Source organism: Roseomonas aerilata DSM 19363 (assembly GCF_000711725.1).
Classification (GTDB): domain Bacteria; phylum Pseudomonadota; class Alphaproteobacteria; order Acetobacterales; family Acetobacteraceae; genus Roseomonas; species Roseomonas aerilata.
In genome coordinates this window covers 1-25,366 of the sequence record NZ_JONP01000003.1, presented here as the reverse complement: position 1 = coordinate 25,366, position 25,366 = coordinate 1, and the positions used below count along the sequence as shown (strand labels likewise).

The window sequence follows — 25,366 nt, the reverse complement described above, 5'->3', positions numbered from 1 at the left end:
GCGGCGGCGGGGGACGTGATGGACGGCTCGGTTCTTCCCACGGAGGCCGGCATCGGCGCCCCGGTCCGCCGGCACGAGGACAAGCGCCTGCTGCGCGGCCTCGGCCGCTACACCGAGGACGAGGTGCCACCGGGCGCGCTGCACGCGGTGTTCCTGCGCAGTCCGCACGCCGCGGCGCGCATCCTTTCCATCGACACGACGGACGCGCGCGAGATGCCGGGCGTTCGGGGCATCCTGACAGGCGCGGATATAGCCGGGCTGCGGCCCCTGCCCTGCGCCGTGCCGCGCGCCCTGCCCGGCGGCGCGCCCATGCCGCGGCCGCCCTACCGGGCGCTGGCCGTCGAAGCGGTCGCGCATGTCGGTGATCCCGTGGCACTGGTGGCGGCCGATACGGCGGCCCAGGCGCGGGATGCGGCCGAGGCCATCGTCGTGGATTGGGAGACGAGGCCGGCGGTGACGGAGGCCGCGGCGGCGCTGGCGCCCGGCGCGCCGGAGGTCTGGCCGGGGCTCGCGCCCGGCAACCTCGCCTTCGAGTGGAAGCTCGGCGACCACGCGGCGGTGGCGGCGGCGATCGCGGGGGCGGCGCATGTCGTCTCCCTCGATTTCCGCATCAGCCGCGTCGTCGGCGCCTTCATGGAGCCGCGCGCGGCGGTCGCCTGGCACGACCCGGCGGAGGGGCGCTTCACCCTTCGCAGCGGCGTGCAGGGCGCGCATCCCGTGCGGGACGAACTGGCGGCTATCCTCGGCATCCCCGCCTCCTCGCTCCGGGTGATCTCGCCGGATATGGGCGGCGCCTTCGGGCTGCGCGGGCAGCCGACGCAGGAGCATGCGGCGCTGCTCTTCGCCGCCCGCGCCCTCGGCCGCCCGATCCGCTGGACCGCCGACCGGACGGAGGGGATGCAGAGCGACCCGCACGGGCGCGACACGCATAACCGCGTGGAGCTGGCGCTGAGCGCGGAGGGAGATTTCCTCGCGCTCCGGGTCGAGACGGCGGCCAATCTCGGCGCCTATCTCGCGCTGATGGGGCCGCATGCGAGCACGAACAATCTCGGCGGGCTGGCGGGCGTCTACCGCACGCCGCGCATTGCGGCGACCGTGCGCGGGGCTTTCACCAATACACAGCCGCTGGCCCCCTATCGCGGCGCAGGGCGGCCGGAGGCGACCTATGCGATCGAGCGCGCGATCGACGTGGCGGCCTCGCGCCTCGGCGTGGACCGGATCGAGCTGCGCCGGCGCAACCTCATCCCGCGCGAGGCCATGCCGTACAAGACGGGCCTCATCTTCACCTACGACAGCGGTGACTTCGCGCGCGGCATGGCGATGGCGGTGGAGGCCGCCGACCTGCCGGGCTTCCCCGCCCGTCGCGCCGCCAGCGAGGCGCGGGGGATGCGGCGGGGCCTCGGCGTCGCCAATGCCATCGAGATCAGCGCGGGCCCGCCGCGCACGCCCGCCCCGGAATCGGCCGAGATCCGCGTGAACGCCGATGGCAGCGCGACCTTCCTGCTCGGCACGCACAACCACGGCCAGGGGCACGAGACGGTGTTCCGGCAGATGGCGGCGAGCATGCTCGGCCTGGCGCCGGAAATGGTGCGGATCGTGGCGGGGGATACGGACGCGGTGTCGCAGGGCCGCGGCTCCTTCGGCAGCCGCACGATGGTGGCGGGCGGCACCGCCGTCGCCCGCGCCTCCGAGCGGATCATCGAGCGGGGGCGGCGGATCGCGGCCCGGCTGCTCGAATGCGACGAAGGCGACATCGAGTTCACCCCCCTCCCCGGCGGCCGCTTCGCCGTGGCGGGCACGGACAAGGGCGTGACGCTGGCGCAGGTGGCCGCCGCCGCCCACGCGCCCGGCCCCCTGCCACCCGGGGAGGATGGCGGGCTGACCGCGCAGACCATGGCCGCGCCGGGCGACGCGACCTTCCCGAACGGGTGTCATCTCTGCGAGGTGGAGGTCGATCCCGAGACCGGCCGCATCACCCTCGACCGCTATACCGTCGCCGACGACGTGGGCACGGTGGTGAACCCGCTGCTCATGCACGGGCAGATCCATGGCGGCATCGCCCAGGGCTTCGGCCAGGCGGTGATGGAGGAGGCGCGCTTCGACGCCGAGAGCGGGCAGTTCCTCGCCGCCTCCTTCATGGACTACGCCCTGCCGCGGGCGGGCGACCTGCCGGAGTTCGAGGTGCTGTCCAACCCGCAGCCGACGGCCACCAACCCGATCGGCGCCAAGGGCGCGGGGGAGGCCGGCACGGTGGGTGCATTGCCCGCCGTCATCTCCGCCATCTGCGACGCGCTGGGGGTGGAGCACCTCGACATGCCCGCGACGCCCGAGCGCGTCTGGGCCGCCTTGCAGGACGCCCGCCGATGATCCGCCGCCGCTCTCTCCCCGCCCTTCTCGCCGCCCCCTTCCTGGCGCGTGCCGCCCTCGCCCAGCCCGCGGGCTTCCCGCAACGCCCACCCCGTATCATCGTGCCCTTCACCCCCGGCGGCTCGCTGGACGTGGCCGCGCGGATGCTGGCGGAGGAGAGCGGGCGGCGCTGGCCGTTCGGCGCGGTGGTGGAGAACCGGCCGGGCGCGGCGGGGAATATCGGCGCGGAACTCGCGGCCCGTAGCGCGCCGGACGGGCACACCATGGTGGTGGTCAGCAACAACATGATCACCATGAACCCGCATGTCGGGCCGATGCCGATCGACCCGCTGACCGCCCTTGCGCCCGTCTCGATGCTTGCGCAGAGCCCCTTCGTGCTGGTGGGCGCGACGAACATCCCCGCCACCAACCTGGCGGGACTGCTGGCCATGGCGCGGGAGCAGCCGGGGATGCTGACCTACGCCTCCATCGGCAACGGCACGCCGCATCACGTCTCCATGGCCATGCTCTGCGGCATGGCGGGGATCGAGATGACCCACGTACCCTATCGCGGCACGCCCGAGGGCCTGTCGGATGTCGGCGGCGGACGCGTCGCCTGCATGGCCTCGCCCTTCGGCCCGGCCCTGCCGCTGATCCAGGCCGGTATGGTGCGGCCGATCGCGGCCATGGGCGCGACGCGCCTGCCCTGGATGCCCGACTTACCGACTGTCGCGGAAAGCGGCCTGCCCGGCTTCGACGCGGGAAGCTGGCTGGCGCTGGCCGTGCCGCGCGGCACGCCGCCGGCCACTGTCGCGTTCCTCGCGGAGTTCTGCTCCTCCGTCATGAACGACCCGAAGCTGCGCCCGGCGCAGGACCGCGTGGCACTGGTGCCCGACACGATGGGGCCGGAGGAGACCGGCGCGCTCTGGCGGCGCGAGCACGCGACCTGGGGCAAGGTGATCCGGGACGCGCGGATCACCGCCGGATGAAGGGCGCCGCGCGGATTGTGATCGGACGATCCGCTGCGCGGATCACCATCGGACGATCCGCTGCGCGGATCACCGAGGGATGATCGCCCGCCGCGGCATCGGCGCGCTGACGGGGCTGCTGCTCGCGGCGCGGCCGGGCCTCTCCCAGCCAGCCTTCCCCATGCGGCCCCCGCGGCTCATCGTGCCCTTCACTCCCGGTGGCGCGCCGGATCTCGTTGCGCGCACCTTGGCGGAGGAGAGCGGGCGGCGCTGGCCCCATGCCGTCGTGGTGGAGAGCCGGCCCGGCGCGGGCGGCAACATCGCCGCCGAAGCCGTGGCCCGCGCCGCGCCCGACGGGCACACGCTGCTGTTGATGAGCAACAACATCGTGGCCGTGAACCCGCATATCGGGCGCATGGCGATCGACCCGCTGACGGACCTCGCGCCCGTGGCGCTGCTGGCGCGCAGCCCGCTCGTCTTCGTCGTCGGCGCCGACTCACCGGTGCGCGACATCGGCGGCCTCGTCGCGCAGGCGCGGGCCGCGCCCCGGGCCCTGGCCTATGCCTCCGCCGGCAACGGCTCGCCGCATCACCTGGCCATGGCATTGCTCTGCCAGCGGGCAGGAGTGGAGATGACCCATGTGCCCTATCGCGGCACCATCGCGGGGCTGACCGACCTCATGGGCGGGCGGGTGGCCGCCATGGCCTCCCCCTTCGGGACGGCGCGGCCACTGATCGAGGAGGGCAAGCTTCGGCCGGTCGCGGCGGCGGCCATCACGCGCCTGCCCTGGCTACCCGACCTGCCGACCGTGGCCGAGAGCGGCCTGCCCGGCTTCGACGCGAACACCTGGCTGGCCCTGGCGGCGCCGCGGGGAACACCTGCCCCGATCATTGGCGCCTTGGCCGATTTCGCGGTGGCCACCATGGACAACCCGAGGGTGCGGGAGGCGCTCGACCGCGGCGGGAACGAGGTGCGGACTGCCCCGCCCGAGACGCTCGGCGCGTTATGGCGGTCGGATCATGCGGAATGGGGCGCGGTGATCCGGGAGGCGCGCATCACGGCCGATTAGGAGCCTGCAACGTCACCCAGTTCGTAACCTGCCCCGAGAAAATCTCCGGAGAAGGGAAGAAACGCCTCTTCCCTTCCCGCTCTTACGGATGAAACCGCTTCCGGGAAAAACCAGCCGGAATACAGATCGGCGAGATAATCCCCGGCAGAGATATCCGGCGGCCACGCATGGTGGGCCGATCGATCAGACGCGGAATTCGTCGCGCTTGTGCCCGGAAGCTTCCATGGCGGAGAGCCAGCGCGGCATGCGGCCACGGCCGCTCCAGGTTTCGCCGTTCGGCCCCCGGAAGCGCACTGCGACAGAACCGCCGGCATCGCGCCGCGTGCGGCGGCCCGTGGGCTGCGGCGCGGAGGCTCCGGCGGCCGCGGGAACGAGCGTCTTGAAATCGAGCCCGATCTCAGCGGCCTTGCTGCGGAATTCCTCGATAAGTGCGTTGCGGGCCTCTTCCTGCTTCTCGGCGCGCTTTGCCTCCGCGGCCTCGATAAGGGCGGTCAACTCCTGCGCGCTCATGGAGTCAAGGTCGAAACCCGATTTGCGCCGCGAGGTGGTTTCGGTTGTTTCGGGCATCGGAACTCCTTGAGAAATACTGTGCAACACTCGGCGCACCGAATCCCGAAATTCGCGGGCGACGGCACGGGCGCGGAACATGGTTATATCGGCAAGGCTTGTCGATAGCCGCTTTGCAAGAAACAGCGGAAAGGCAGAACACCAAAGCGGCTAGCCCGGGTTCTGTCCCCTTTGTCCCGAAATAATCAGGGTGGGCTGAAACGGCGGCAACCGGCCCAGTCGGTTCTCGACGATGGCGAAAACAGCTGGTTCGCCGGGGCCGCGGGGCATCACCAGCCCGGCCGCATCGGTGGGATAGAGGGTCAGCGTCACGGCGTCGGCGATGTTGCCGCCCACCGCTTCCGCGACGCCCGGCGCGGTGCGCAGGACGATGTCGCAGTGCATCGGGCGGAAGCGCCCGACCTCGGCCAGCCGGTCCCGCCAGGAGGCGAGCGGGCGGCGGGATCGGTCGGCGCAGATGAGATCGCCGGGCTCGGGCGCGCGCCCGGTGGGGTCGTGCGGAAGGAAGGGCGCGCGCGCGGGGAATTCGGCGGCGTCGCGCAGGATGGCGTCCAGGTAGAAGGCGTGGGAGGCGGAGGCGTGGAATTCGCGCTCGTCCACCCCCGCCGCGCGCATGACGTAGGAGACGAAGGCGGCGGACCAGGCGGGCTCGGACCAGACCCCTTCGCGCGGGGTGCCGCCCAGTTCGGCGGACCAGCGGGCGCGGTTGCGCGCAATGGCCGAGGTGGCCTCCTCCTCGGGCACCGCGCGCCAGTAGGCGAGGACGCGCGGGAAGGCCTCGACCGCACCTTCCGCACCGCTGGGCGGGCGGGGAAGGCCGGGGCCGGCTGCAAGGCGCCCCCACTCCATCCATTCCGCCTCGACGATCCGCAGCATCCGGGACCGGACGGAGGGCGGATAGGCGATTGGCGGCTCCCGCGGCGGGGCCGGGGCAGCGCACGCAGCGGCCGCGAGGAGCAACGCCAGGGAAGCGAGGCGCGATGCCGAACGGGCAGTGCTTTTCAAGCCGCCACCAGACCCATGGAAAGCGCCACCTCGTCGGGCGAGAGTACGGCGAGGAGAAGCGAGGCGGTGGCGAGCGCATCGGGCTTGCCCCCTTCGGTCGAAAGCACCTCCAGCCGGTCGCCCGTGGCGCGCAGGCGGCCGGATAGGGTGGCGAGCGAGGCCTCCCGCAGGGCGGCGGCGCGGGCGAGCACGGCGGCGTCGGGCGGGATGCGGCCCGTCTCGGCCAGGAACTCCACCGCCCGGACCCCGCGCAGCAGGGCGGCAAGGGCCCGGGTGGAGGGGAGGCCGGGCTCGGGCGGGGTGCCGGCGAGGCGCGGCCCCTCGGCTTCCAGGGCCAGCACGGCGCGGCGCAACGCGTCGAGCAGCCAGGGCTCGGGAATGAGGGTGGCGCCGCGGGCAAGGGCCAGGACGGCCGCGCCGTGCTCCTCCAGGCCCCTGCCGAAGGCGCCCTCCGGGGAGGCGGCCTTGGCGAGGCGGCCGAGAAGGGCACGCAGCCGGCGCCGGTCGCGCGGCAGGCCGCCGGCGCGCCAGGCGGCGTCCATCGTGAGGGAAAGCGCGGCCAGTTCCGCCACCGGGGACGCGGAGGCCTCCTCCTCCGGCAGGGCGGTGATCTGCCGGTCGAGCAGGTCCTGAAGCGCGGCGAGGCGATCGCGCGGAAGGGGACGAGCGAAGCCGGGCGCGTTCAGCACCGTGGCCGCGAGGGCGGAGAGGGTGGAGCCGATGCCCATCTGACCAGGGTCGCGGCTCGTCAGCATCGTGGGCACGCGCATGAGGCGGAGCGCGGCGGCGGCCCCCCCCTGGGCGGCGCCGAGGGCGAGCAGCCGGTCCTCCCGCACGGTGGCGGTGCCGCCGGCCGGCAGGTCGGGCAGGCCGTGGCGCAGGACGAGCCAGTGCGGCGCGCCGTTCCGCCCGCGGGCGCGGACGCTGAACACCGCCTCCCCCGCGCGGGGCCGGATATGCAGGGCAAGCGCTTTCTCAGGCTGGCCGGACTGCCAGAGGTGGAAGGAATCGATGGCGCCCTGCGCGATCAGCTCGTCCTCATCGAAGGGAGCTTCCGAACGGGGCACCTGGGCGCCGTCCCGGCCGACCGAGGCGTGCTCGAAGGGAGGGGCGGCGTCGGACAGCGCGTCGGCCGCCGTCGTCAGGCGGATGGAGGAGAAGCCGGTGCGGGGGCTGGCGCGCAGCGTCACGGCCAGGCGCAGCAGCGGATCGGCGGCGGAGACCCGATACTCGTAGCGGACGGTACCGACATCGAGCGAGAGGCCCGGCAGGGGGCGCAGGCGCAGCGCGCTCTCGTGCCACAGCACCGCCTCCTCGCCCTCGGCCTCGATCCCCTGGGCGGTGATCGCCTCCTCCACGTCGAGCGTGCGCGCGCGGAGCGAGAGGCGGCCGAGCAGGCCCGGCACGCCGTTGGTGGCGCGCAGGCGAACCATGTTGCCGGTGTGGAGCACGCTGCGCTTGCGCAGCTCCTCCTCCGGGAGGTTGGCGCGGCTCCCCGGCGCCTCGCGCACCCGCTGGCGCAGCAGGCCGCGGGTGAGGTCGCCCGTGAACTCGTGCCAGGGGGTGAGGATATGGAAGCCAGCGGGGTCGTTCCGCACTATCTCAACCTGTCGCGACGCCTCCTGGGCCTCGAGTGGCCGCAGGCCCCGCGTGGTGGGGCCGGGCTCCTCCGCCACCGCCGAGAGGAAGAGGAGGAGATCCTCTGCCAGTACCGGGTCCGCCTCGCGCAGGGCAGGGATCGCCAGGGCCTCGGCCGCGACGGCGTTGTCGAGCACGGCGAGCGCGGCGCCGGGCGCTTCGGCATGCGCGAGGCCGGAAAGCGGGCGACCATCCAGGAGGGTGCGGCGAAGCAGCCGGCGCAGGCCCGCGAGCAGTCGGTCGCGCTCCTGGGGATGCAGCAGGTCAGGCACGGCGCGACGACCTCATGCGGGGGGAACGGATGCGCCGAGTCTTGTAGACTCTTTCGCACACGGCTGGAATTCGGGGAGCGGCGCGTTCGGGCGCAAGGCGAGGCGGTTGTGGCCAGAGGGCCGCGCCGGCGCCTTGCCCGGGCAGCGGGCGAAGCCTCCCTGCCCGGCGCGCCGGTCAGTCAGTCAGGCGGACGCCCGTCGCGCGCGCGATCTCGCCCCAGCGGGCGCTTTCCTCGGCGATGAAGCGGCTCATCGAGGCAGGATCGAGCGCCTCCACCGTGAAGCCGGCGGCCGTCACGCCGCGGCGCACCGATTCGTCCCGCTGGGCATCAGCGATGGCGGCGGCGATCCGCCCGACCGTCGCGTCCGGTACCGCGCGCTGGGCGAAGAGGGCGTTCCAGACACCCAGGGCGAAGCCGGGCACGCCCGCCTGCTCGAAGCTCGGCACCTCCGGCAGCAGAGGATCCCGGGCGGGGCCGGTGACGGCGAGCGCGACCACCTTGCCCTCCCGGATGAGGGGCAAGGCGGAGCCGATGGCGGCGACCATCACCTCCACGCGCCCGGCGGCGATCTCGAGCAGGGCCTGAGGGGCGCCGCGGTAGGGGACGTGCTGGCCCTTGAGCCCGAGCTGGTTGACGAGGCCCGCCATGAAGAGGTGCCCGGCGGAGCCCGCGCCCACGCTCGCGTAGTTCACCTCCTGCGCCCGCGCACGGGCGAGGAAGCTCGCGAGGTCCGTCGCGAGGCCGGGGCGGACGACGAGGACCTGCATGGAGACCCCGAGGAAGGCGACCGGGCGGAAGTCCCGGTCGGGGTCGAAGGGCATGCGGTCGGTAATGTGCTTGTTGATCGAGATCGTGCCGTTGCTGCCCACGAAGAGGGTATTGCCGTCGGGCGCCGCGCGGGCCGCGAACTCGGCCGCGATCATGCCGCCGCCGCCCGCGCGGTTGTCCACCACCACGGGCTGGCCGAGCGGGCCGGAGATGGCGGCGCCGTAAAGCCGGGCGAGCGTGTCGGGCGTGGTGCCGCCCGGGAAGGGCACGACGAGCCGGAGCGGCGCGCCGCCCGCGGTCTGCGCCCCGGCCCCGCGTGCGGCGAGGGCCAGCGCGGGAAGCGCAAGCGCGAGCCTGCGGCCGAGGCGGTGCGGTGCGGTCATTGCGGCGTTTCCCCTGCGCGGCGCCCCTGCCGGGCGCTCCCTCCTCAGCGGGATAGGGCCTCGGGGCGGCGGTCGGCAAGCCAGGGCGGGGGGCGGATCATTTCACCTCCTCCCCCGGCATCGTCCCGAAGAAGTCGGTGCGGCGGAGCCAGCCGCGGAGGTCGCCCACCTGGACCTCGCACCAGCCCTCCCCCGGCGCGCAGAGCCGGATGCGGCCGAGCACGCCCGGCTGGAGGCGCGCGACAACGGCGCCCGACTCCTCGGGGCGGCGGCGGAGCACCCTCTCCTCCCCCGTCACGACGAGGTTGCGGCGCCCGGTGAGGTTGGACTGGTGCACCCAGCCCTCCGTGCCCTCCATGTCGCGGATGCGGCGCCAGAGCTCGAACTCGCGCACGATCTGCACGGGCAGGTCGCGGCGCTGGTAGGTCCACTCGATCGGGTAACGCGTGCCGGGGCCGGCGCGGAGGTTGACCTCCTCGGCGCGCAGCGAGGCGAAGCGCGGCAGCGGAAGGTTGGTGACGGGACCGATCGGCGGTGGCGGGGGCTCGGCCGGGGCGGGCGCGGGGCTCGGCGCGGGGGGCGCGGCCGCGGCGCCGGCGGCGGCTCCGGCCGCAGTCCCCGCAGCGGCGCCGGCCGCGCGGCGGCGCTGCGTGCCCCGCCCCTCGGCGCCCCTTGGCTGGCCCGGGCGGGAGGGCGCGGCGCCACCGGCGGGCGGGTTGGCCGGGCGGCCAGGGCTGGCCGAGGGGTTCGCCCGGGCAGCGGGTGCGGCCCCGGAAGGCGCGGCGCTGCCGCTGGCCGGGCGGGGCGGGTTGGCGCCGGGGCGGCGCGCGGCCGCGGGGGCGGCCGGCGATGCCTGGCCGGAGGGGGCGGGCGCTGCGGCACCCGGCGCAGGTGTCATGGCGGCCGGCGCGGGCGCCCCGGCGGCGCCGCGGGGAACCGGGGGCGGCAGCGATCCGGCCGTCTGAGCCCAGCCCTCCGGCGAGAGCGCGAGCAGGAGGGATAGGAAGGGGAGCAGGCGTTTCATCAGGGCCCGATCACGCGCAAAACCCTGCCCGCGGGTCAAGGCGCCGCGTGCAACCACCCGTTGTAAAACCGCCGCGGCTACAGGGAGAGGGCGTTGCCTGGCCCGACCGCCTCAAGGAAGGTCACGACACCCGCCACCTCCACGCCCTCGGCCAGGGCTTCGGGCATGATCCCCTCGGCGCGCAGCCCGGCCTCGCAGGCGATGCGGCGGAGGCCGAGTTCCTCCGCCGCCTCCAGCAGGGTGGCGATGCCCGCGACGCCGCGCCCGGCGAGCAGCGCTTCCCGTGGATCGGAAAGAAGCGGCGCGTCGCGGCGGAAGAGGGCGAGGCCGGCATTGGTGGCGAAGAGCGTGACCGGGCGGCCGATGGCGGCCGCGGCGGTGGCGAGCACGAGGGCGTAGTGCGCGGGCTCGTGCCCCTCCCCGCGGAGGAGGATGCCGAGGGGGTTCATGCCTCCCCGGCGCCACAGAGCTTGCAGGCGGGGTCGCGGCGGAGGCGGATGGTGCGGAAGCGCGTGTCCAGCGCGTCCCAGAGGAGGAGGCGGCCGGACAGGGATTGGCCGATGCCCAGCACCTCCTTCAAGACCTCTGTCGCCTGGAGCGTGCCCATAACGCCGGTTACGGCGCCGAGCACGCCCGCTTCCCCGCAGGAGGGGACGAGGCCTTCGGGCGGCGGCTCGGGGTGCAGGCAGCGGTGGCAGGGATGCGGCGCGCCGAGATGCGACTTGAAGGTGGAGAGCTGCCCCTCGAAGCGCAGCACGGCGGCGGAGACGAGGGGCCGGCCGAGGCGGTGGCAGGCATCGCCGAGAAGGAAGCGGGTGGGGAAGTTGTCCGTACCGTCGCAGACGATGTCGTAGCGGGGGATGAGGTCCCGCGCCGTCTCCTCGGTAAGACGGACCGCATAGGGCTCGACGGTGGTGAGGGGATTCAGGGCGCGCAGCGTCCCGGCCATGCTCTCCACCTTCGGGCGGCCGACGCGGTCGGTGGCGTGGGCGACCTGGCGCTGGAGGTTGGAGAGCTCCAGCGTGTCGTGGTCCACGAGGCCGATGGTGCCGATGCCGGCGGCCGCGAGATACATCGCCAGCGGCGAGCCGAGGCCGCCGGCCCCGACCACCAGCACGCGGGCCTCGCGCAGCCGCGCTTGGCCGATGGCGCCGACCTCGCCGAGGAGGATGTGGCGGGAGTAGCGGTGAAGCTCCTCCTCGGTGAAGTCGAGGCTGGGCGCCTGGGGGAGGGATCCATCCATGGTGAGGGATGTCGGCGGTCCGGCGCGGCGCGACAAGCGGGGGGCGTGCAATCGCGGCCGAGAAGCCCAGTCAGCCGAAGAGGAGGTTGCCCGGGGTGAGGAACCCAAGGGAGGCGCCGAGGATGGTGACCGTGTCCGTCGCCGTATAGGCGATGACGAGATTCCCGCCGACGAGCTGGCTGGCCGCGCTAACCTGCGCGAAGCTGACGAGCGTGCCGGGCCGGAACTGGAGCACGTCGTGGTCGCCGGCGGCGTGGCCGAAGCCTGCGACGATGTCATTGCCCCCGCCGGGGTCGAAGACGAAGCGGTCATCGCCACCCTCGCCGTAGAGCGTGTCGTCGCCGCCCTCCCCCAGCAGCACGTCCGCGCCGGTGCCGCCGACCAGAATGTCGTTGCCGGCGCCGGCGAAGAGGATGTCGTCTCCCTCGTCACCGCGCAGGTGATCGTTGCCGGCCTCACCGTAGAAGGCGTCGTTGTCGAGGCCGCCGAAGGCGAGGTCGTTGCCGGCGCCGCCGACGAGGATGTCGGCGCCGGCATCGCCCACCAGAGTGTCGTCGCCCTCGTCGCCGCGCAGGTGATCGCTGCCGGCTTCTCCGTAGAAGGTGTCGTTGTCGAGGCCGCCGAAGGCGAGGTCGTTGCCGGCGCCGCCGACGAGGATGTCGGCGCCGGCATCGCCCACCAGCGTGTCGTCGCCCTCGTCGCCGCGCAGGTGATCGTTGCCGGCTTCCCCGTAGAAGGTGTCGTTGTCGAGGCCGCCGAAGGCGAGGTCGTTGCCGGCGCCACCGACGAGGATGTCGGCGCCGGCATCGCCCACCAGCGTGTCGTCGCCCTCGTCGCCGCGCAGGAGGTCGTCGCCGCCCTCGCCGTAGATCGTGTCATTGGCGAAGCCGCCGAAGGCGAGGTCGCTACCCGTGCCGCAAAGGAAGATATCGGCGCCGGTGCCGCCGAGCAGGGTATCGTTCCCGCCATTGCCGAGGAGCATGTCGTTGCCCTCCAGGCCTTCGATCCTGTTCGCGCTCTCGTCGCCGGCGAGCATGTCGTCGTAATTCGTGCCGGTCAGGCCCTCGATCTCGATAAAGGTGTCGCCGGCGGCATCGCCCCGGTTGACGGCTGGGTCGGCCAGGCTCGCCCAGACACCGGCCCAGGCAACTCCGATGGTGGCGTAGGTCTGGTAGGCGGCGATGTCGACGCCACTGCCTCCGATGAGGATGTCGGCGCCGCTGTCGCCGTAGAGCACGTCGTCGTTCGCGCCGCCGTCCAGCCGGTCGTTTCTGGCATCGCCGTACAGCGTGTCCACGCCGCCGTTGCCGATGAGCCAGTTCGCAGCGCCGTTGCCGGTGACTTGGTCGCTCCCCGAGCCACCCTTGGCATTCTCGATGACCGTGCCGCCCATGATCATGATGTTGCCGACCTCGCCGCCGATATCGGAGGCGGCGCCGGGGAGAAGGCTGATCCGCTGAGCGCTCGCGTAACCGGAATAATCGAGCGTGTCGGTGCCGCCGCTGTCGAAGATCGTGTAGCTATAGTTGACGGGGAGGTAGTCGGTCGCAGCAAAGGTGGCCGCGCGGTAGATGTCCTCGGCGTTCGAGTTGAAGCCGTAGGTCGTGTTTCCCGCGCGCTCGACCGAGGCGCCGTAGAGCGCCTGAACGGCGAGGATGTCCGCCGCCTGCGGGCCGATCACATAGGCACGGGACGCGTTGATGTAGGTGTTCTCGTCCTGGTCGAAATAGGACATCACCGTCGCCTGCCAGGAATCGTTGCGGTAGATGTTGTCCACGCCATAGGTGGCCGTGTTGTTGTAGGGACCGGCATGGCCGAGGCCGAGGGCGTGGCCGATCTCGTGGATGTAGCTCTGAAAGGAGTAGCTGAGCAGGCCGGTGCCGTAGTGGCTCAGCCAGTCCGGGCCGACATTGACGCGTGCGTCGGTGATGAATGCCGGGAACGAGAAGTGGTAGCCGCTCGTCGCGTAGGCGCCGTTCGCGTTGTCGTCGAAGTTGATGTCGGCGGCAGCGCTCGTCTGAATGAAGTTGATGGGACTGACCGCGGACCAGGCGTTCAGGGCCGCCCGCGCCAGGGCTCGCCCGCCTTCGGTCAGCCCGTCAATGTTGTAGGTGATGCCTCCGTAAAGCGAGAGGCTTACCGCCCCGATGGCGGGGTGCGAGTAGGGTCCGTGCACGAGGTAATCGGCGATTTGCGCGTTGCTGTAGACGGGAAGGGCCGCGGTAACTGCGCCCGACAGCGTGCCCGTTGCGCCGGCTTCCCCAGGCGTCTGGCCGGACGGCATGGAGAAAAGGTCCAACTCGCCAGCGGGGCCAACCTCCATCCCGACCGGGACCACGGTTGAGGCGAGGGTTGCCTCGCAGGGGTTGGCGGTGCCGTTCGCCGGCCCTTCCATCCGGTCCTGACCCGGCAGGCCGTCGTCGAGCGGCTCCCGGGCGCTGCGCTGATGGAGACCAGGCATCCTTCCCCCACTCCTGCGGCAATCCGACGCCGCCCTGTTCCCCGAGGACGTTTCGGAGCCTTACTTCATCGTTACAAGATGGATAAGAATTTCCATTCCGCTGGCTAGCGCTCGCCGGTGCTGCCGAAGCCGCCCTCGCCACGCGGCGTGTCCGGCAGATCGGGCACCTCCTCGAACACGGCGCGTAGCACCGGGGCGAGCACCGCCTGGGCGATGCGCATGCCGCGCTCCACCCGGAAGGGCTCGTTGCCGGCGTTGAGCAGGATGACCTGCACCTCACCGCGATAGTCCTCGTCGATCGTGCCGGGGGAGTTCGGAAGGACGATGCCGTGCTTGAGCGCGAGGCCGGAGCGAGGGCGGATCTGCCACTCGTGACCGGGTGGCAGGGCCACGCGAAGGCCGGTGGGGATGAGGGCGCGCCCTCCGGGCGGGATCACCGCAGGCGCGCCGACGGCGGCCAGCAGGTCCATCGCGGCCGCGCCCTCCGTCACGTAACTCGGCAAGGGAAGGTCCTGCGCGTGAGGCAGGCGGGTGACGCGGATGGTCGCGGTCATCAGCGGAAGGTCTCGGCTACGCGGTCCGCCAGGCGGCCGGCAACCTCCGCCTTGGGAAGCCGGGGCCAGTGCTCCACCCCGTGTCCGGTCACGAGGTGGACGGTGTTCTCCGCGCCGCCCATGGCATCGCCCGAGACGTCGTTGGCCACGATCCAGTCGCAGCCCTTGCGCGCGAGCTTCGCCTGGGCGTGCTCGATCACCCGCTCCGTCTCGGCGGCGAAGCCGATGACGAGTTCGGGGCGCCGCGGATGGCGCGAGAGGGTGGCGAGGATGTCCGGGTTCGGCACCAGCGCCAGCGGCGGCGCCGACTGGTCGAGGGGCTTCTTCATCTTCTGGGCGGCCACGGCAGCCGGGCGCCAGTCGGCGACGGCGGCAGCGAAAATCGCGACATCAGCCGGAAGCGCAGCCTCGCAGGCTGCCAGCATGTCGCGGGCGGTTTCGGCATGCACGACCTCCACCCCCCGGGGATCAGGAATGGAGACAGGGCCTGAGACGAGAGTGACGCGCGCGCCGAGCGCCGCCAGCGCCGCCGCGATGGCGTGGCCCTGCTGCCCGGAGGAGCGATTGGCGAGGTAGCGCACGGGGTCGATCGGCTCGTGCGTGGGGCCGGAGGTGACAAGGGCGTGGCGGCCCGCCAGCGGCAGGGCGCCCGGGGCGGCGCCGCGAAGGCTGTGCGGCGCCGGGCCATCCCCGGCGCGGGAGGCGGAGAAGGAGGAGGAGGCGGCCTCCACCGGGTCGGCGTGGTGGTCCGCCGGATGAGGCAGGCCCTCGGTGAAGCTGGAGGTAGATGGCGCCCGCGGGCGCGGCGCGGGCTCGCCCTCCTGCTCGGCAATGGCGGCGTCGAGCGCGTCCTCCAGCGCGGCGTCGGGGGCGCCGTGGTCGGGGTCGGAGAGGATGGCCTCGATGGCCGCGAGAATCGTGGCGGGCTCGGAGAGGCGGCCGGTGCCGCTCTCGGCCTCGGCCATGGGGCCGTCCTCGGGCCCGACGATGGTGACGCCGCGCGCCATGAGGGTCGCAACATTCGCGCCCGTGGCAGGGTGGGACCACATGGTCGGGTTCATGGCGGGGGCGACGAGCACAGGGCCGTTCCAGGCCAGGAGGGCGGCGCCGGCGAGGTCGTCCGCCAGGCCCGCCGCCATGCGGGCGAGGCGGTCCGCGGAGGCAGGGGCAACGACGACGAGGTCGGTCTCGCGCGCGAGGCGGATATGGCCGCGGGCGGCTTCCTCCCCCAGCGACCAGAGGTCCTGCGCGAGCGGGCGGCCGGTGATGGCCTGCAGCGCATGGGGCGTGACGAAGCGGGCGCCGCCGGCGGTCAGCAGCCCGGTAACGGTCGCGCCAGCCTTGCCCAGCAGCCGGGCCAGTTCCAACGACTTGTAGGCGGCGACCGAGCCCGAGACGATCAGGAGGACGCGCTTGCCGTTCAGTCTCACAGCCGCCACCCGGCATGGATGGCGACGATGCCGCCGGAGAGGTTGCGGTAGGTGACGTTCTCGAGGTCCGCTTCGCGGAACATCGTCGCCAGCGCCTCCTGGTCGGGCATCATGCGGATGCTCTCGGCGAGGTAGCGGTAGCTTTCGGAATCCTTGGCGATGCGGGCGCCGATGGCGGGCAGGGCCTTGAAGCTCCAGGCGTCATAAAGGGGGTCGAGCGCGGCGACCTGCAGGCGGGAGAACTCCAGCACGAGGAAACGGCCGCCGGGGCGCAGCACGCGCCGGGCCTCGCGCAGCACGGCGGGCTTGTCGGTGCAGTTGCGGAGGCCGAAGGCCATGGAGACGCGCTCCACCGAACGGTCGGGGAAGGGAAGCTTCTCCGCGTCGCAGCAGACGAAGTCGAGCCCCGAGGCGAGACCCCGGCCAAGCGCCCTGCCCTGCCCCACGCCGAGCATGGCGGCGTTGATGTCGGCCAGGATCACGCGGCCCGCGCCGCGCTCCTTCGCGAGGAAGCCGATGTCGCCCGTGCCGGCCGCGAGGTCGAGCAGCGTGTCGCGCGGGCTCGCGCCGATGGCGTTGACGAAGGCGCGCTTCCAGAGGCGGTGCAGGCCAACCGACATGAGGTCGTTCATGACGTCGTATTTCGGCGCCACGCTGTCGAAGACCTGGCGGACGAGACCCGCCTTGCTCTCGCGCGGGACGGGGGTGAAGCCGAAGTCGATGGTGTCGTCGTGCTGGGACATGGGGGGAGGATAGGGGCGGCAGGCGCCGGCGTCACGCGGGGTGGGAGGCGAGGGCTCCCTCAGGGCCGCTGCACCTCGAAACGGTGAGGGAAGCCATGGCCGCCGTGAAGGGGGAACGTGCCCTCAAGGAAGACATTGAGGTAGGGACCATTCTGATCCTGGCGTATGATCTTGAGCGACTTGCCATCGAAGAAGGTCAAGGTAGTGCCAGGCGTCAGCCGCTCACGGTTTGACGGAGAGTTCTCAATGACGAAGGCTGGCGAGAAGCGGTAGACGCCGTTGATCCAGTTCCCGTCCGTCAGGTCCATCGGAAGGTCATCCGTGCCGGTCGCCGGCTTCGGGAATACCGTCGGCTGGTCCACGATGATTTCGCGCGCGGTGCACCCACGGAGTTGCAGGCCCGCCAGGGTGTCGAACCGCGCCGTCAATTGAAAATTCAGACGGTTGCGGCCGGGCACGAGGATGGCTGCGGGAAACACCCATTGCCCGGCTTTGGGGTCGATCGAGAGGAAACCGTCGGCATCGACGGCGAAATTAATGTTGTTTCGCACACGAAGTAGCGTCGTACGAGCGAAGTGCGCCTCATAGGAGAGGGTGACTTCGTAGTATCCAGTCGACTCGCTCTCGACGATCACGGCAGGGTCGGGCCCGTTTTCCACATGGCATCCGACGGAGGGCCAGGTTCGTGCCGCGGCGTCGCGTCGCCAGAGCGTTGTGGTCGGACTGGATACCTCCGAACTGTAATGCTGCAGCAAGCTTCCGTAGAGCCACCAATTGGTGCTGTAGAGCCAGCCGGTGAAATATCCCAGCTGCACTGGCAGGGGAGTGACTGCAAAATCCGGCAGCGCCGCGCGGAACCGCGCCGCAAAAAGTTCACGCGTGCCGCCCAGAGCGTGGATAGCGGAGTCGGTGGGATAGGGGCTTCGGACACGTGTCGCGGCGCTCCACAGCCCCCAGTAATCTTCGACGACAGAGTCGTTCCGATGCGACAGCGCGAAGCTGATATAATCCTTCCACGCGATATGAACATAGCCGCCGAGTTCAGCGGAATGGAAGGATAGTGGACTGACCTTGGCCGCCGCGAGTTCGCTCGCGTAGACCCTCCAGGCCTGCGTCAGCGTCACCAGGGTCAGGACCGTGACCGCCGCTGCCGTCGGCAATTCGGGCATCCGGCGGTCAGCCTCGAACCAGCGCGCCAGCAGCAGCAGCGGAGAGGCGGCAGCGGCCGCTTTCGCCCAAAAGAGGTACGCGGACGCGTAGTCGACCTCGATGTGCCCGCCCACGGCTGCGACCACGCTGCCGAGGAACAGGGACCAGCCTATCCCTGCGGCCAAGCCGAGCGGCAAGGACCGGCGAAGCGTGGCGGCCAGCGTGAGCAGGACCGGAACGGCGAGCCAATAGCCATGAACCGGTCCGACGAACCGGGTGTAGAGGTCCATCGGCGTGAAGATCCGGCAGCCTTCGGACCAACAAGGGAAATACCAGCCCTGATCGTGGCTGACCCCTGCGTAATACGTCACCAGTTCCAGCGGATGACCGGCGGTGAGCAGTGTGAAAAGACCGCCGCTGCGCCGAGGCTCACGGCGGGGATGGCCAGGCTGCGCCAGAAGGAACCGGTCTGGCCAAAGAGCCAGATCATGCCGAGCAGTCCGAAAACAAGGGCTGTTGGCGGGCCATTGTCGGTTGCCCAGGTCAGCGCGAAGCCAATAACGGCACCGATGATCCCCGCCTTCCACCGCAGACGGATCGGCAGCCGCGCGACTCCGAAGAAGCAGGCCGCGACGATATAAGGGATGCAGGCACGGAGTGGCCGCAGGCTGTTACCCGGCGTGAGGCGGCTGACGAACTCAGCTGGAAGGGAGTTGTAGAATAAAACCGCGGTGCAAAGCAGCACCACGCCGATGAGGGTGCCAACCGCCAACCGGCGCGCGAGGAGGACGGCGATAAGCCCAACACTGAACGCGAAGGAGAGCAGGACAAGGAAATAGGCGGAGAAAACGCTGGCCGCCATGGTACCGCCGCCCGCCAGGAAGGCAGGAAAGAGGGCATAGAGAAGGCTGAGGCCGAGATAGGGAAAGAAGTCACGGCCAGGCCACTGCCCATCCAGCAGGCGGTGCAGCCCGCTTGCGGTCTGGTACGCACCGTCGCCCTGCCCGAGCGGCACCATGATCGAAAGACGAAGTGCGAAGAGCAGCGCGATGGCGATGGCGCCGGCCAGCGAAGCTCCAAACAGCAACTGGAGAAGGTGCTTCCTATTTCCAGAGAATGACCGGATCATCACCTGTGTCGAACTATCCTGCGCTTCGTCTCGCCCTGCTGACGGGCAGAAACGGCTGGCACTGCTCTATCATGGCTGAATCACCCGAGCCATCCTTGCTCCGCCGGGCTGCGCCCCCGCCCTTACTCCCCTAACGCTATCCCGTCGCGCCGCGGATCCGCCGCCCCTTCCCAGCCGCCGGGGACGCGGCGGATGAGCTGCAGGCCCGTGTTCATCTCCACAAGGCGCGGCGCATGGCCCATGGCGCGCAGCGGTTCGGCGAGGGTGGCGGCTTCGGTGCCCGCCTCCAGCTCCTCTGCGCCGTTCTGGGCGCCGATGCGCGGGCGGCCGGTGGCGCGGCGGGTGTCGGCGCCCCAGGCAAGGACCTCCACCATCGCGACCGCGACGGAATCGACGATGCGCGCCCCGCCGCCAGCGCCGACGACGAGTTCCGGCGGGCCGTCCGCCCCGAGGACGATGGTCGGCGCCATGGTGGTGACGGGGCGCTTGCCGCCGGCCATCGCGTTGAAGGTGGGGGCCTCGGCGGGGCCAGGATTGGCCGCGAAGTTGGTCAGGCCGTTGTTGAGGGTGATTCCGGCGGCCAGCCGCTCCGCTCCGAAGTTGAGGTTGTTGGTGGTGGTGAAGGAGACCGCGTTGCCCGCGGCGTCCACGATGGCGATATGCGAGGTGCCGGCGAGCGCGAGGGGATCGGAGGCGGCGGGAAGGGCGCCGTGGCGCTCCAGCGGGTTGCCGGCGGGGGCCTCGGCCATGGCGCGGGCGAGGTCGATCAGCTGGGCGCGCGAATCGAGATAGGCAGGGGAGACAAGGGGCGCGGTGGGCACGGGCACGCGATCCGGGTCGCCCATCCAGCGCCGGCGGTCGGCGGTCGCGAGGCGGCTGGCCTCGAGGATGAGATGTGCAGCCTCCGCTGAATCCGGCGCGAGGCGCGCGATGCCGAGGCGGTCGAGCATCCCCACTTGCTGCTGCACAGCGACACCGCCGGAGGAAGGTGGCGAGGCCGAGCAGACCTGGCGACCGAAGGCGGCGGAGCAGACGGGGTCGCGGCGCTTGGCCTCGTAGCCCGCAAGGTCCTCGGCGGTCATCCAGCCGGGCACGGGCTCGCGGCCAGCTGCCTCCAGAATCGCGCCGACGAGCGGGCCGCGGTAGAGGGCCTCGGGGCCGGCTTCAGCGAGCAGGCGCAAGGCGGCGGCCTGGGCGGGATTGCGGATCGGGGTGCCGACCGAAAGGGGCTTGCCGTCGGGGCCGAAGAAGAGGGCACGGATATCGGGATCGCGCGCAAGCTCCGCGGCGCGGGTGCCGATGACGCGGTGGAGCGTGGGCGGCATCGGGAAGCCCTCCTCCGCCGCGCGGATGGCGGAGGTCAGCAAGTCGCGCCAGGGCAGGCGCCCGTGGTCGGCATGGACGAGGGCGAGCATCCGCAGTGTGCCGGGCACGCCAACCGCGCGGCCGGAGCGGGCGACGGTCGCCGCGCCGACACGCGTGCCCTCCGCCGCTTCGACGAGGCGGGAGGTGGCGGCGGCCGGGGCCGAGGCAATGCCCTCGTAGCCCGCAAGGCGGCGCGCGGCGGCATCCCAGTGGAGAAGGAGGGCGCCGCCGAGAAGGCCGGTGGCGTTCGGCTCCACGACCGAGAGCACGGCCTGCACCGCAACCGCCGCATCCGCCGCGCTGCCGCCGGCCCGGAGGATGTCGAGGCCGGCCCAGGCCGCGAGCGGGTGGGCGGCGGCGACCATCTGCCGGGCGGGGCCCTCGACGGCGCCCGCTGGGGCGCCCACGGCCAGGAGCGCGGCGATGAGGAGGGCGGGACGCAGGCGCATCGGTTCTCTCCCGGGGCAGGTGGCGGAGCTTATGGCCGCCGGGCGCCGCGGGCGAGGGTCCCGCCCCGCCGGCTGAAGGTGCCGCGCACGATCCCCATATCCCCCCCATGCCCGAACTGCCCGAAGTCGAGACCGTGATGCGCGGCCTCTCCGCCGTGCTCACCGGCCGGACCATCGCCCGCGCCGAGACCCGCCGGGCCGGCCTGCGCTGGCCCTTCCCCGAGAACCTGGCCGAACGGCTCGGCGGCCGGCGCGTCGAGGGGTTCCGGCGGCGGGGCAAGTACATGCTCATGCGGCTGTCGGAGGGGGAGTCGGCCCTCATCCATCTCGGCATGTCCGGGCGGATGGTGGCGCGGCCGCCGGGTGAGGGTCCGGTGCCGCGAATCGCGCCTCAGGGCGCCTTCTCGGACGCGCGCGGTGCTTTCGACGGGCTCGCGCACGAGCACCTGATGATGGAGACGGAAGACGGGTGGCGCGTCGGCTTCCAGGACCCGCGACGCTTCGGCTGCCTCGACCTCGTGCCGACCGAGGGCGAGGATTCGCACCGGCTGTTGCAGGGCATGGGGCCGGAGCCGTTGGAGGAGGGGTTCAACGCCGTCTCCCTCTCCCGCTCGCTGATCGGCAAGAACACGCCGATCAAGGCGGCGCTGCTCGACCAGGGCGTGGTGGCCGGGCTGGGCAACATCTACGTGGCGGAGGCGCTGTTCCGCGCGGGCATTTCGCCCCGCCGCCTGGCCGCGACGGTGCCGGGGGCTCGCGCCGCGCGCCTGGTGCCCGCGATCAAGACGGTGCTGACGGAAGCCATCGAGGCCGGCGGGTCCTCGCTGCGCGACTACGTGCGGAGCGACGGCGAGATCGGCCGCTTTCAGGACCGCTTCGAGGTCTATGACCGGCTCGGCCAGCCCTGCCCGCGCTGCCCAGGGCCGCCGGCCTGCGCGGGCGTCGCGCGGATCGTGCAGAGTGGCCGCAGCAGCTTTTTCTGCCCGCGCACTCAACGATAAGCCCGCCCCACGCCGCCCTTGCGGGGCGATCGTTTGATCCCCTACGGTTCTCCCCGAGCGGTGCGCGATCCATGACGCGCCGCCGGAAGAGGAAGCGACTTGACCCAGCCCTTGCCCGCAAGTCCCGCGCCTGCCGCGCAGCCACGGCCCCGCAGGGGCGCAGCGCCCGCGCTGCGCGTGCTGGAGGGCGCGCCCGCGGAGCGCGGCGGGGTGCGGCTCGGGCCGCTGACGGACACGATCGGCTTCCACCTTCGGCTGGCGCAGGAGGCCTCCTTCGCGGCCTTCGCCCGGCGCAACGCGGGGTCGGATGGGGCAGGGTCGGGACTGAAGCCCGGGCGCTTCGCAATCCTCGCCATGATCCGTGAGAATCCCGGTCTGTCGCAGACCGCGCTCGGCCTTGCCGTGGGGCGCGACAAATCCACCCTCACCCCCGCGCTGGCAGAGCTGGAGCGCTGCGGCCTCGTGCGGCGGGACAGGGGTGCGGACCGGCGGAGCTACGCTCTCTCCCTCACTCCCGCCGGCGAGGCGGCGCTCACGGCGCTGAGCCGGCACGCCGAGGCGCATGATCGCGCCCTCGACCGGCTGGTGGGCGCGGAGCACCGCGCCGCCTTCCTCGACACGCTGCGCCGCCTGATCGCGGGGCTGGATACGGACGCTCAATGATGGACGGAAACGCCACCCAGTCCCGCACCACCGTGCGGGACGCGACCTTTGACCTGCTGCGGCAGCTCGGCATGACCACGGTCTTCGGCAATCCGGGATCGACGGAGCTGCCCTTCCTCGACCGCTGGCCCTCGGACTTCCACTACGTGCTCGGCCTGCAGGAGGCGAGCGTGGTCGGGATGGCCGACGGCTATGCCCGCGCGACCGGCCGCTGCGCCATGGTGAACCTGCACTCCGCGGCGGGCGTCGGGCACGCGCTGGGCAACGTGTTCACGGCAATGAGGAACGGGGCGCCGATGGTGATCACGGCGGGGCAGCAGACGCGGGCGTTGCTGCCGAACTATCCCTTTCTCGGCGCGACCGAGGCGGCGCATTTCCCGAGGCCCTATGTGAAGTTCTCGGTCGAGCCCGCTCGGGCAGAGGACGTGCCGGCGGCGATCGCCCAGGCGCACCGGATCGCCATGCAGCGGCCCTATGGCCCGACCTTCGTCTCCATCCCCTTCGACGACTGGTCGGCGTCCTGCCGGCCCGTTACGGCGCGCGCTTGGTACCCGGACACGGCGCCCGATCCGGCCGCGCTGGCAGAGGCCGCGCGCGCGATCGATGCCGCGCGCCGCCCCGTGCTGGTGGTGGGCCCCGAGGTCGATGCAGAGGGCGCGGGGCCGGCGATGGTGGCACTGGCCGAGCGCATCGGCGCGCCGGTCTGGACGAGCCCCTTCTCCTCCCGCCTCTCCTTCCCGGAGGACCACCCGCTCTTCGCCGGGCACCTGCACGCCTCGCCTCAGCAGGTCTCGGATACGCTCATCGGGCACGACCTGGTGCTGGTGATCGGCGCGCCGGTCTTCACCTTCCATGTGCCGGGCGAATGCGCGCTGTTCTCGACGGGCATCCCGATCATCCAGATGACGACGGACACGGAGACCGCGGCCTCTGCACCCGTGGGCACGGCGATCCTCGGCGCGCTGCGGCACGGGCTGCCGGCGCTGGCCGCGCTGATCGAGGGCGCGGCGCGGCCCCTGCCCACTCCGCGCGCCCGCCCGGCGCCGCCCGAGCCGGGCAGTCCGCTCGGCGCGCCCTACGCGCTGCACCGGCTGCACGCCGCGATGCCGGAGGGCGCCATCCTCGTGGAGGAGGCGCCCTCCCACCGGCCGGCGATGCACGCCCAGATGCCGATCCGCGAATGGGGAGGCTTCTTCACCATGGCGAGCGGCGGGCTGGGCTACAGCCTGCCGGGCGCGGTGGGCGTCGCGCTGGCCAACCGCGGGCAGCGGGTGGTCTGCCTCATCGGCGACGGGTCCTTCATGTACTCGCCGCAGGCGATCTGGACGGCGGTGCAGGAGAAGCTGCCGCTGGCCGTCGTCGTGATGAACAACGCGGGCTACGGCGCGATGCGCTCCTTCTCGCGCGTGCTGCAGGTGCGGGACGCGCCGGGCATCGACCTGCCGGGGCTCGACTTCGTCTCCATGGCACGCGGCATGGGATGCCCAGGGCGCATCGCGGCCACGCCGGACGAGCTGGACGACGCGCTGGCGGAGGCCATGGCGAGCAAGGGGCCGATGGTGGTCGAGGTGGTGATCGATCCGGTCATCCCGCAGCTCTACGACAAGAAATAACCGGAGGAGACAACCATGCTGGACGTACCGCTGATCATTGGCGAGGGCGACCGCCCGGCCACGGGCGAGGGAACCTTCGAGCGCCGCAACCCCGTCACGGGAGAGGTCGCGACCCGCGCCGCCGCCGCGACGGTGGCCGATGCCGAGGCCGCCTGCGACGCGGCCGCGGCCGCCTTCCCCGCCTGGTCCGCCATCGGCCCGGGCGCGCGGCGCGGCATCCTGCTGAAGGCCGCCGACGCGCTGGCCGCCAGGGCGCCCGAGTTCATCCGGCTGATGGCGGAGGAGATCGGCGCGACGGCCGGCTGGGCCGGGTTCAACGTGCACCTGGCCGCCGGCATGCTGCGCGAGGCGGCGGCGATGACGACGCAGACGACGGGCGAGGTGATCCCCTCGGACAAGCCCGGCTGCCTTGCGATGTCGATCCGCGCGCCCGTCGGCGTGGTGCTGGGGATGGCGCCGTGGAACGCGCCGGTCATCCTCGGCGTGCGCGCGCTGGCGCTGCCGCTGGCCTGCGGCAACACGGTGGTGCTGAAGGCGAGCGAGCTCTGTCCGGGCACGCACAGCCTGATCGCCCAGGCCCTGCGCGAGGGCGGGGTGCCGCCCGGCGTGGTGAACGTGGTGACGCACTCGGCCGAGGACGCACCGGCAGTGGTGGAGGCGATGATCGCGCACAAGGCGGTGCGGCGGATCAACTTCACCGGCTCCACCAAGGTGGGGCGGATCGTGGCCGTGCACGCGGCGCGGCACCTCAAGCCCGTGCTGCTCGAGCTAGGCGGCAAGGCGCCGATGATCGTGCTGGAGGACGCGGACCTGGACGAGGCCGTGAAGGCCGCCGCCTTCGGCGCCTTCATGAACCAGGGCCAGATCTGCATGTCCACCGAGCGGCTGGTGGTGGTGGAGAGTATCGCGGACGAGTTCGCGCAGCGGCTCGCCGACTTCGTCGCGGCGCTGCCGGTGGGCGACCCGCGCGGCGGCAACGTGTTCCTCGGCTCGGTGGTGGACGAGGCCTCCGCCGTGAAGGTGGAGCGCATGATCGCCGACGCGGCCTCCAAGGGCGCGGTGGTGCACGGGGGCGGCGCGCGGCAGGGAACGATCATGCCGGCCGCCATCGTCGATCGCGTGACGCCGGCGATGGCCCTCTATGCCGAGGAGTCCTTCGGGCCGGTCGTCGCGATGATCCGCGTGAAGGACGCCGAGGAAGCGCTGCGCGTGGCGAATGACACGGAGTACGGACTGTCCGCCGCGATCTTCACGCGGGACGTGGCGCGCGGCATCGCGCTGGCGCAGCGGATCGAGAGCGGCATCTGCCACGTGAACGGCCCGACCGTGCATGACGAGGCGCAGATGCCCTTCGGCGGCACCAAGTCCTCCGGCTACGGCCGCTTCGGCGGGCGCGCAGGGATCGCGGAGTTCACGGAGCTGCGCTGGATCACCGTCGAGACGCGGCCAGGGCAATATCCCTTCCCGCCCGCGGCCGCGAAGGACGCCGCATCGCCGCCCCCGGCAACGCCCGGCGCGCACTGA

General features: G+C 72.2%; 21 protein-coding genes. 7 read left to right on the top strand and 14 right to left on the bottom strand.

The window, feature by feature from the left end; all coding sequences use genetic code 11:
• Positions 1–18: 18 nt before the first annotated feature.
• The 3 genes from BO39_RS04400 (at position 19) to BO39_RS04390 (ending at position 4,383) form a co-directional block, all read left to right on the top strand.
• A complete protein-coding gene (locus BO39_RS04400) occupies positions 19–2,367 on the top strand; it encodes a xanthine dehydrogenase family protein molybdopterin-binding subunit (protein ID WP_043830499.1) in 2,349 nt (782 codons plus the stop codon).
• Entirely contained in the window at positions 2,364–3,335 is a 972-nt protein-coding gene (locus BO39_RS04395; protein WP_043830498.1) for a Bug family tripartite tricarboxylate transporter substrate binding protein, read from the top strand. The genes BO39_RS04400 and BO39_RS04395 overlap by 4 nt, the downstream gene beginning before the upstream one ends.
• Positions 3,336–3,414: 79 nt before the next feature.
• Complete coding sequence (locus BO39_RS04390; RefSeq protein WP_043830495.1) at positions 3,415–4,383, top strand: Bug family tripartite tricarboxylate transporter substrate binding protein; 969 nt, start codon at positions 3,415–3,417, stop codon at positions 4,381–4,383.
• A 183-nt stretch (positions 4,384–4,566) separates the two neighbouring features.
• On the opposite strand, the gene BO39_RS04385 is transcribed toward BO39_RS04390, so the two are convergent.
• From BO39_RS04385 to BO39_RS04320, 14 genes are all read right to left on the bottom strand, one after another.
• Complete coding sequence (locus BO39_RS04385; RefSeq protein WP_052401476.1) at positions 4,567–4,950, bottom strand: H-NS histone family protein; 384 nt, start codon at positions 4,948–4,950, stop codon at positions 4,567–4,569.
• A gap of 150 nt (positions 4,951–5,100) precedes the next feature.
• Positions 5,101–5,826: a DUF2272 domain-containing protein gene (locus tag BO39_RS04380; RefSeq protein WP_245614956.1), complete on the bottom strand. Its 726-nt coding sequence runs from the start codon at positions 5,824–5,826 to the stop codon at positions 5,101–5,103.
• A 125-nt stretch (positions 5,827–5,951) separates the two neighbouring features.
• Complete coding sequence (locus tag BO39_RS04375; RefSeq protein WP_043830493.1) at positions 5,952–7,865, bottom strand: hypothetical protein; 1,914 nt, start codon at positions 7,863–7,865, stop codon at positions 5,952–5,954.
• 175 nt (positions 7,866–8,040) lie between these two features.
• Positions 8,041–9,018, bottom strand: a complete 978-nt coding sequence (locus BO39_RS04370; RefSeq protein ID WP_043830491.1) for a Bug family tripartite tricarboxylate transporter substrate binding protein — start codon at positions 9,016–9,018, stop codon at positions 8,041–8,043.
• Positions 9,019–9,115: 97 nt separating this feature from the next.
• A complete protein-coding gene (locus BO39_RS30860) occupies positions 9,116–10,042 on the bottom strand; it encodes an SH3 domain-containing protein (protein ID WP_245614955.1) in 927 nt (308 codons plus the stop codon).
• Between the two features lie 77 nt (positions 10,043–10,119).
• The gene (locus BO39_RS04360) at positions 10,120–10,491 is read right to left on the bottom strand and encodes a DsrE family protein (protein ID WP_043830489.1); all 372 of its coding nucleotides are present in this window, start codon (positions 10,489–10,491) and stop codon (positions 10,120–10,122) included.
• Entirely contained in the window at positions 10,488–11,285 is a 798-nt protein-coding gene (locus tag BO39_RS04355) for a HesA/MoeB/ThiF family protein (protein ID WP_043830487.1), read from the bottom strand. Before BO39_RS04355 ends, BO39_RS04360 begins: the two co-directional genes overlap by 4 nt.
• A 70-nt stretch (positions 11,286–11,355) precedes the next feature.
• Positions 11,356–13,746, bottom strand: a complete 2,391-nt coding sequence (locus tag BO39_RS04350) for a M10 family metallopeptidase (RefSeq protein ID WP_052401473.1) — start codon at positions 13,744–13,746, stop codon at positions 11,356–11,358.
• 104 nt (positions 13,747–13,850) lie between these two features.
• Entirely contained in the window at positions 13,851–14,300 is a 450-nt protein-coding gene (gene dut / locus BO39_RS04345) for a dUTP diphosphatase (RefSeq protein WP_043830485.1), read from the bottom strand.
• Positions 14,300–15,730, bottom strand: coding sequence for a bifunctional phosphopantothenoylcysteine decarboxylase/phosphopantothenate synthase (locus tag BO39_RS04340; protein ID WP_245614954.1), 1,431 nt, complete (start codon positions 15,728–15,730; stop codon positions 14,300–14,302). The genes dut and BO39_RS04340 overlap by 1 nt, the downstream gene beginning before the upstream one ends.
• Entirely contained in the window at positions 15,727–16,473 is a 747-nt protein-coding gene (locus BO39_RS04335) for a class I SAM-dependent methyltransferase (RefSeq protein WP_043830484.1), read from the bottom strand. Before BO39_RS04335 ends, BO39_RS04340 begins: the two co-directional genes overlap by 4 nt.
• Before the next feature lie 59 nt (positions 16,474–16,532).
• A complete protein-coding gene (locus BO39_RS04330; RefSeq protein ID WP_043830483.1) occupies positions 16,533–17,912 on the bottom strand; it encodes a hypothetical protein in 1,380 nt (459 codons plus the stop codon).
• Positions 17,913–17,989: 77 nt separating this feature from the next.
• Positions 17,990–18,709, bottom strand: a complete 720-nt coding sequence (locus tag BO39_RS04325; RefSeq protein WP_043830481.1) for a hypothetical protein — start codon at positions 18,707–18,709, stop codon at positions 17,990–17,992.
• Between the two features lie 164 nt (positions 18,710–18,873).
• A complete protein-coding gene (locus tag BO39_RS04320; protein ID WP_052401472.1) occupies positions 18,874–20,565 on the bottom strand; it encodes a gamma-glutamyltransferase family protein in 1,692 nt (563 codons plus the stop codon).
• Between the two features lie 107 nt (positions 20,566–20,672).
• Here BO39_RS04320 and mutM point away from each other — a divergent pair, with 107 nt between their 5' ends.
• The 4 genes from mutM to BO39_RS04300 all read left to right on the top strand — a co-directional run bounded on the left by mutM (position 20,673) and on the right by BO39_RS04300 (position 25,366).
• On the top strand, positions 20,673–21,566 hold the full coding sequence (mutM, locus tag BO39_RS04315; RefSeq protein ID WP_043830479.1) for a bifunctional DNA-formamidopyrimidine glycosylase/DNA-(apurinic or apyrimidinic site) lyase: 894 nt from the start codon (positions 20,673–20,675) through the stop codon (positions 21,564–21,566).
• Between the two features lie 99 nt (positions 21,567–21,665).
• Positions 21,666–22,229, top strand: coding sequence for a MarR family winged helix-turn-helix transcriptional regulator (locus BO39_RS04310; RefSeq protein WP_245614953.1), 564 nt, complete (start codon positions 21,666–21,668; stop codon positions 22,227–22,229).
• Entirely contained in the window at positions 22,226–23,842 is a 1,617-nt protein-coding gene (mdlC, locus tag BO39_RS04305; protein WP_043830478.1) for a benzoylformate decarboxylase, read from the top strand. The genes BO39_RS04310 and mdlC overlap by 4 nt, the downstream gene beginning before the upstream one ends.
• Before the next feature lie 15 nt (positions 23,843–23,857).
• On the top strand, positions 23,858–25,366 hold the full coding sequence (locus BO39_RS04300; RefSeq protein ID WP_043830476.1) for an aldehyde dehydrogenase: 1,509 nt from the start codon (positions 23,858–23,860) through the stop codon (positions 25,364–25,366).

What these genes read in the sequence shown, in the direction of transcription:
- BO39_RS04400 (WP_043830499.1), top strand. Translation starts at nt 19, where the DNA reads ATGGACGGCTCGGTTCTTCCCACGGAGGCCGGCATCGGCGCCCCGGTC.
- BO39_RS04395 (WP_043830498.1), top strand. Translation starts at nt 2,364, where the DNA reads ATGATCCGCCGCCGCTCTCTCCCCGCCCTTCTCGCCGCCCCCTTCCTG.
- BO39_RS04390 (WP_043830495.1), top strand. Translation starts at nt 3,415, where the DNA reads ATGATCGCCCGCCGCGGCATCGGCGCGCTGACGGGGCTGCTGCTCGCG.
- BO39_RS04385 (WP_052401476.1), bottom strand. Translation starts at nt 4,950, where the DNA reads ATGCCCGAAACAACCGAAACCACCTCGCGGCGCAAATCGGGTTTCGAC.
- BO39_RS04380 (WP_245614956.1), bottom strand. Translation starts at nt 5,826, where the DNA reads ATGCTGCGGATCGTCGAGGCGGAATGGATGGAGTGGGGGCGCCTTGCA.
- BO39_RS04370 (WP_043830491.1), bottom strand. Translation starts at nt 9,018, where the DNA reads ATGACCGCACCGCACCGCCTCGGCCGCAGGCTCGCGCTTGCGCTTCCC.
- BO39_RS30860 (WP_245614955.1), bottom strand. Translation starts at nt 10,042, where the DNA reads ATGAAACGCCTGCTCCCCTTCCTATCCCTCCTGCTCGCGCTCTCGCCG.
- BO39_RS04360 (WP_043830489.1), bottom strand. Translation starts at nt 10,491, where the DNA reads ATGAACCCCCTCGGCATCCTCCTCCGCGGGGAGGGGCACGAGCCCGCG.
- BO39_RS04355 (WP_043830487.1), bottom strand. Translation starts at nt 11,285, where the DNA reads ATGGATGGATCCCTCCCCCAGGCGCCCAGCCTCGACTTCACCGAGGAG.
- BO39_RS04350 (WP_052401473.1), bottom strand. Translation starts at nt 13,746, where the DNA reads ATGCCTGGTCTCCATCAGCGCAGCGCCCGGGAGCCGCTCGACGACGGC.
- dut (WP_043830485.1), bottom strand. Translation starts at nt 14,300, where the DNA reads ATGACCGCGACCATCCGCGTCACCCGCCTGCCTCACGCGCAGGACCTT.
- BO39_RS04335 (WP_043830484.1), bottom strand. Translation starts at nt 16,473, where the DNA reads ATGTCCCAGCACGACGACACCATCGACTTCGGCTTCACCCCCGTCCCG.
- BO39_RS04330 (WP_043830483.1), bottom strand. Translation starts at nt 17,912, where the DNA reads ATGGACCTCTACACCCGGTTCGTCGGACCGGTTCATGGCTATTGGCTC.
- BO39_RS04320 (WP_052401472.1), bottom strand. Translation starts at nt 20,565, where the DNA reads ATGCGCCTGCGTCCCGCCCTCCTCATCGCCGCGCTCCTGGCCGTGGGC.
- mutM (WP_043830479.1), top strand. Translation starts at nt 20,673, where the DNA reads ATGCCCGAACTGCCCGAAGTCGAGACCGTGATGCGCGGCCTCTCCGCC.
- mdlC (WP_043830478.1), top strand. Translation starts at nt 22,226, where the DNA reads ATGATGGACGGAAACGCCACCCAGTCCCGCACCACCGTGCGGGACGCG.
- BO39_RS04300 (WP_043830476.1), top strand. Translation starts at nt 23,858, where the DNA reads ATGCTGGACGTACCGCTGATCATTGGCGAGGGCGACCGCCCGGCCACG.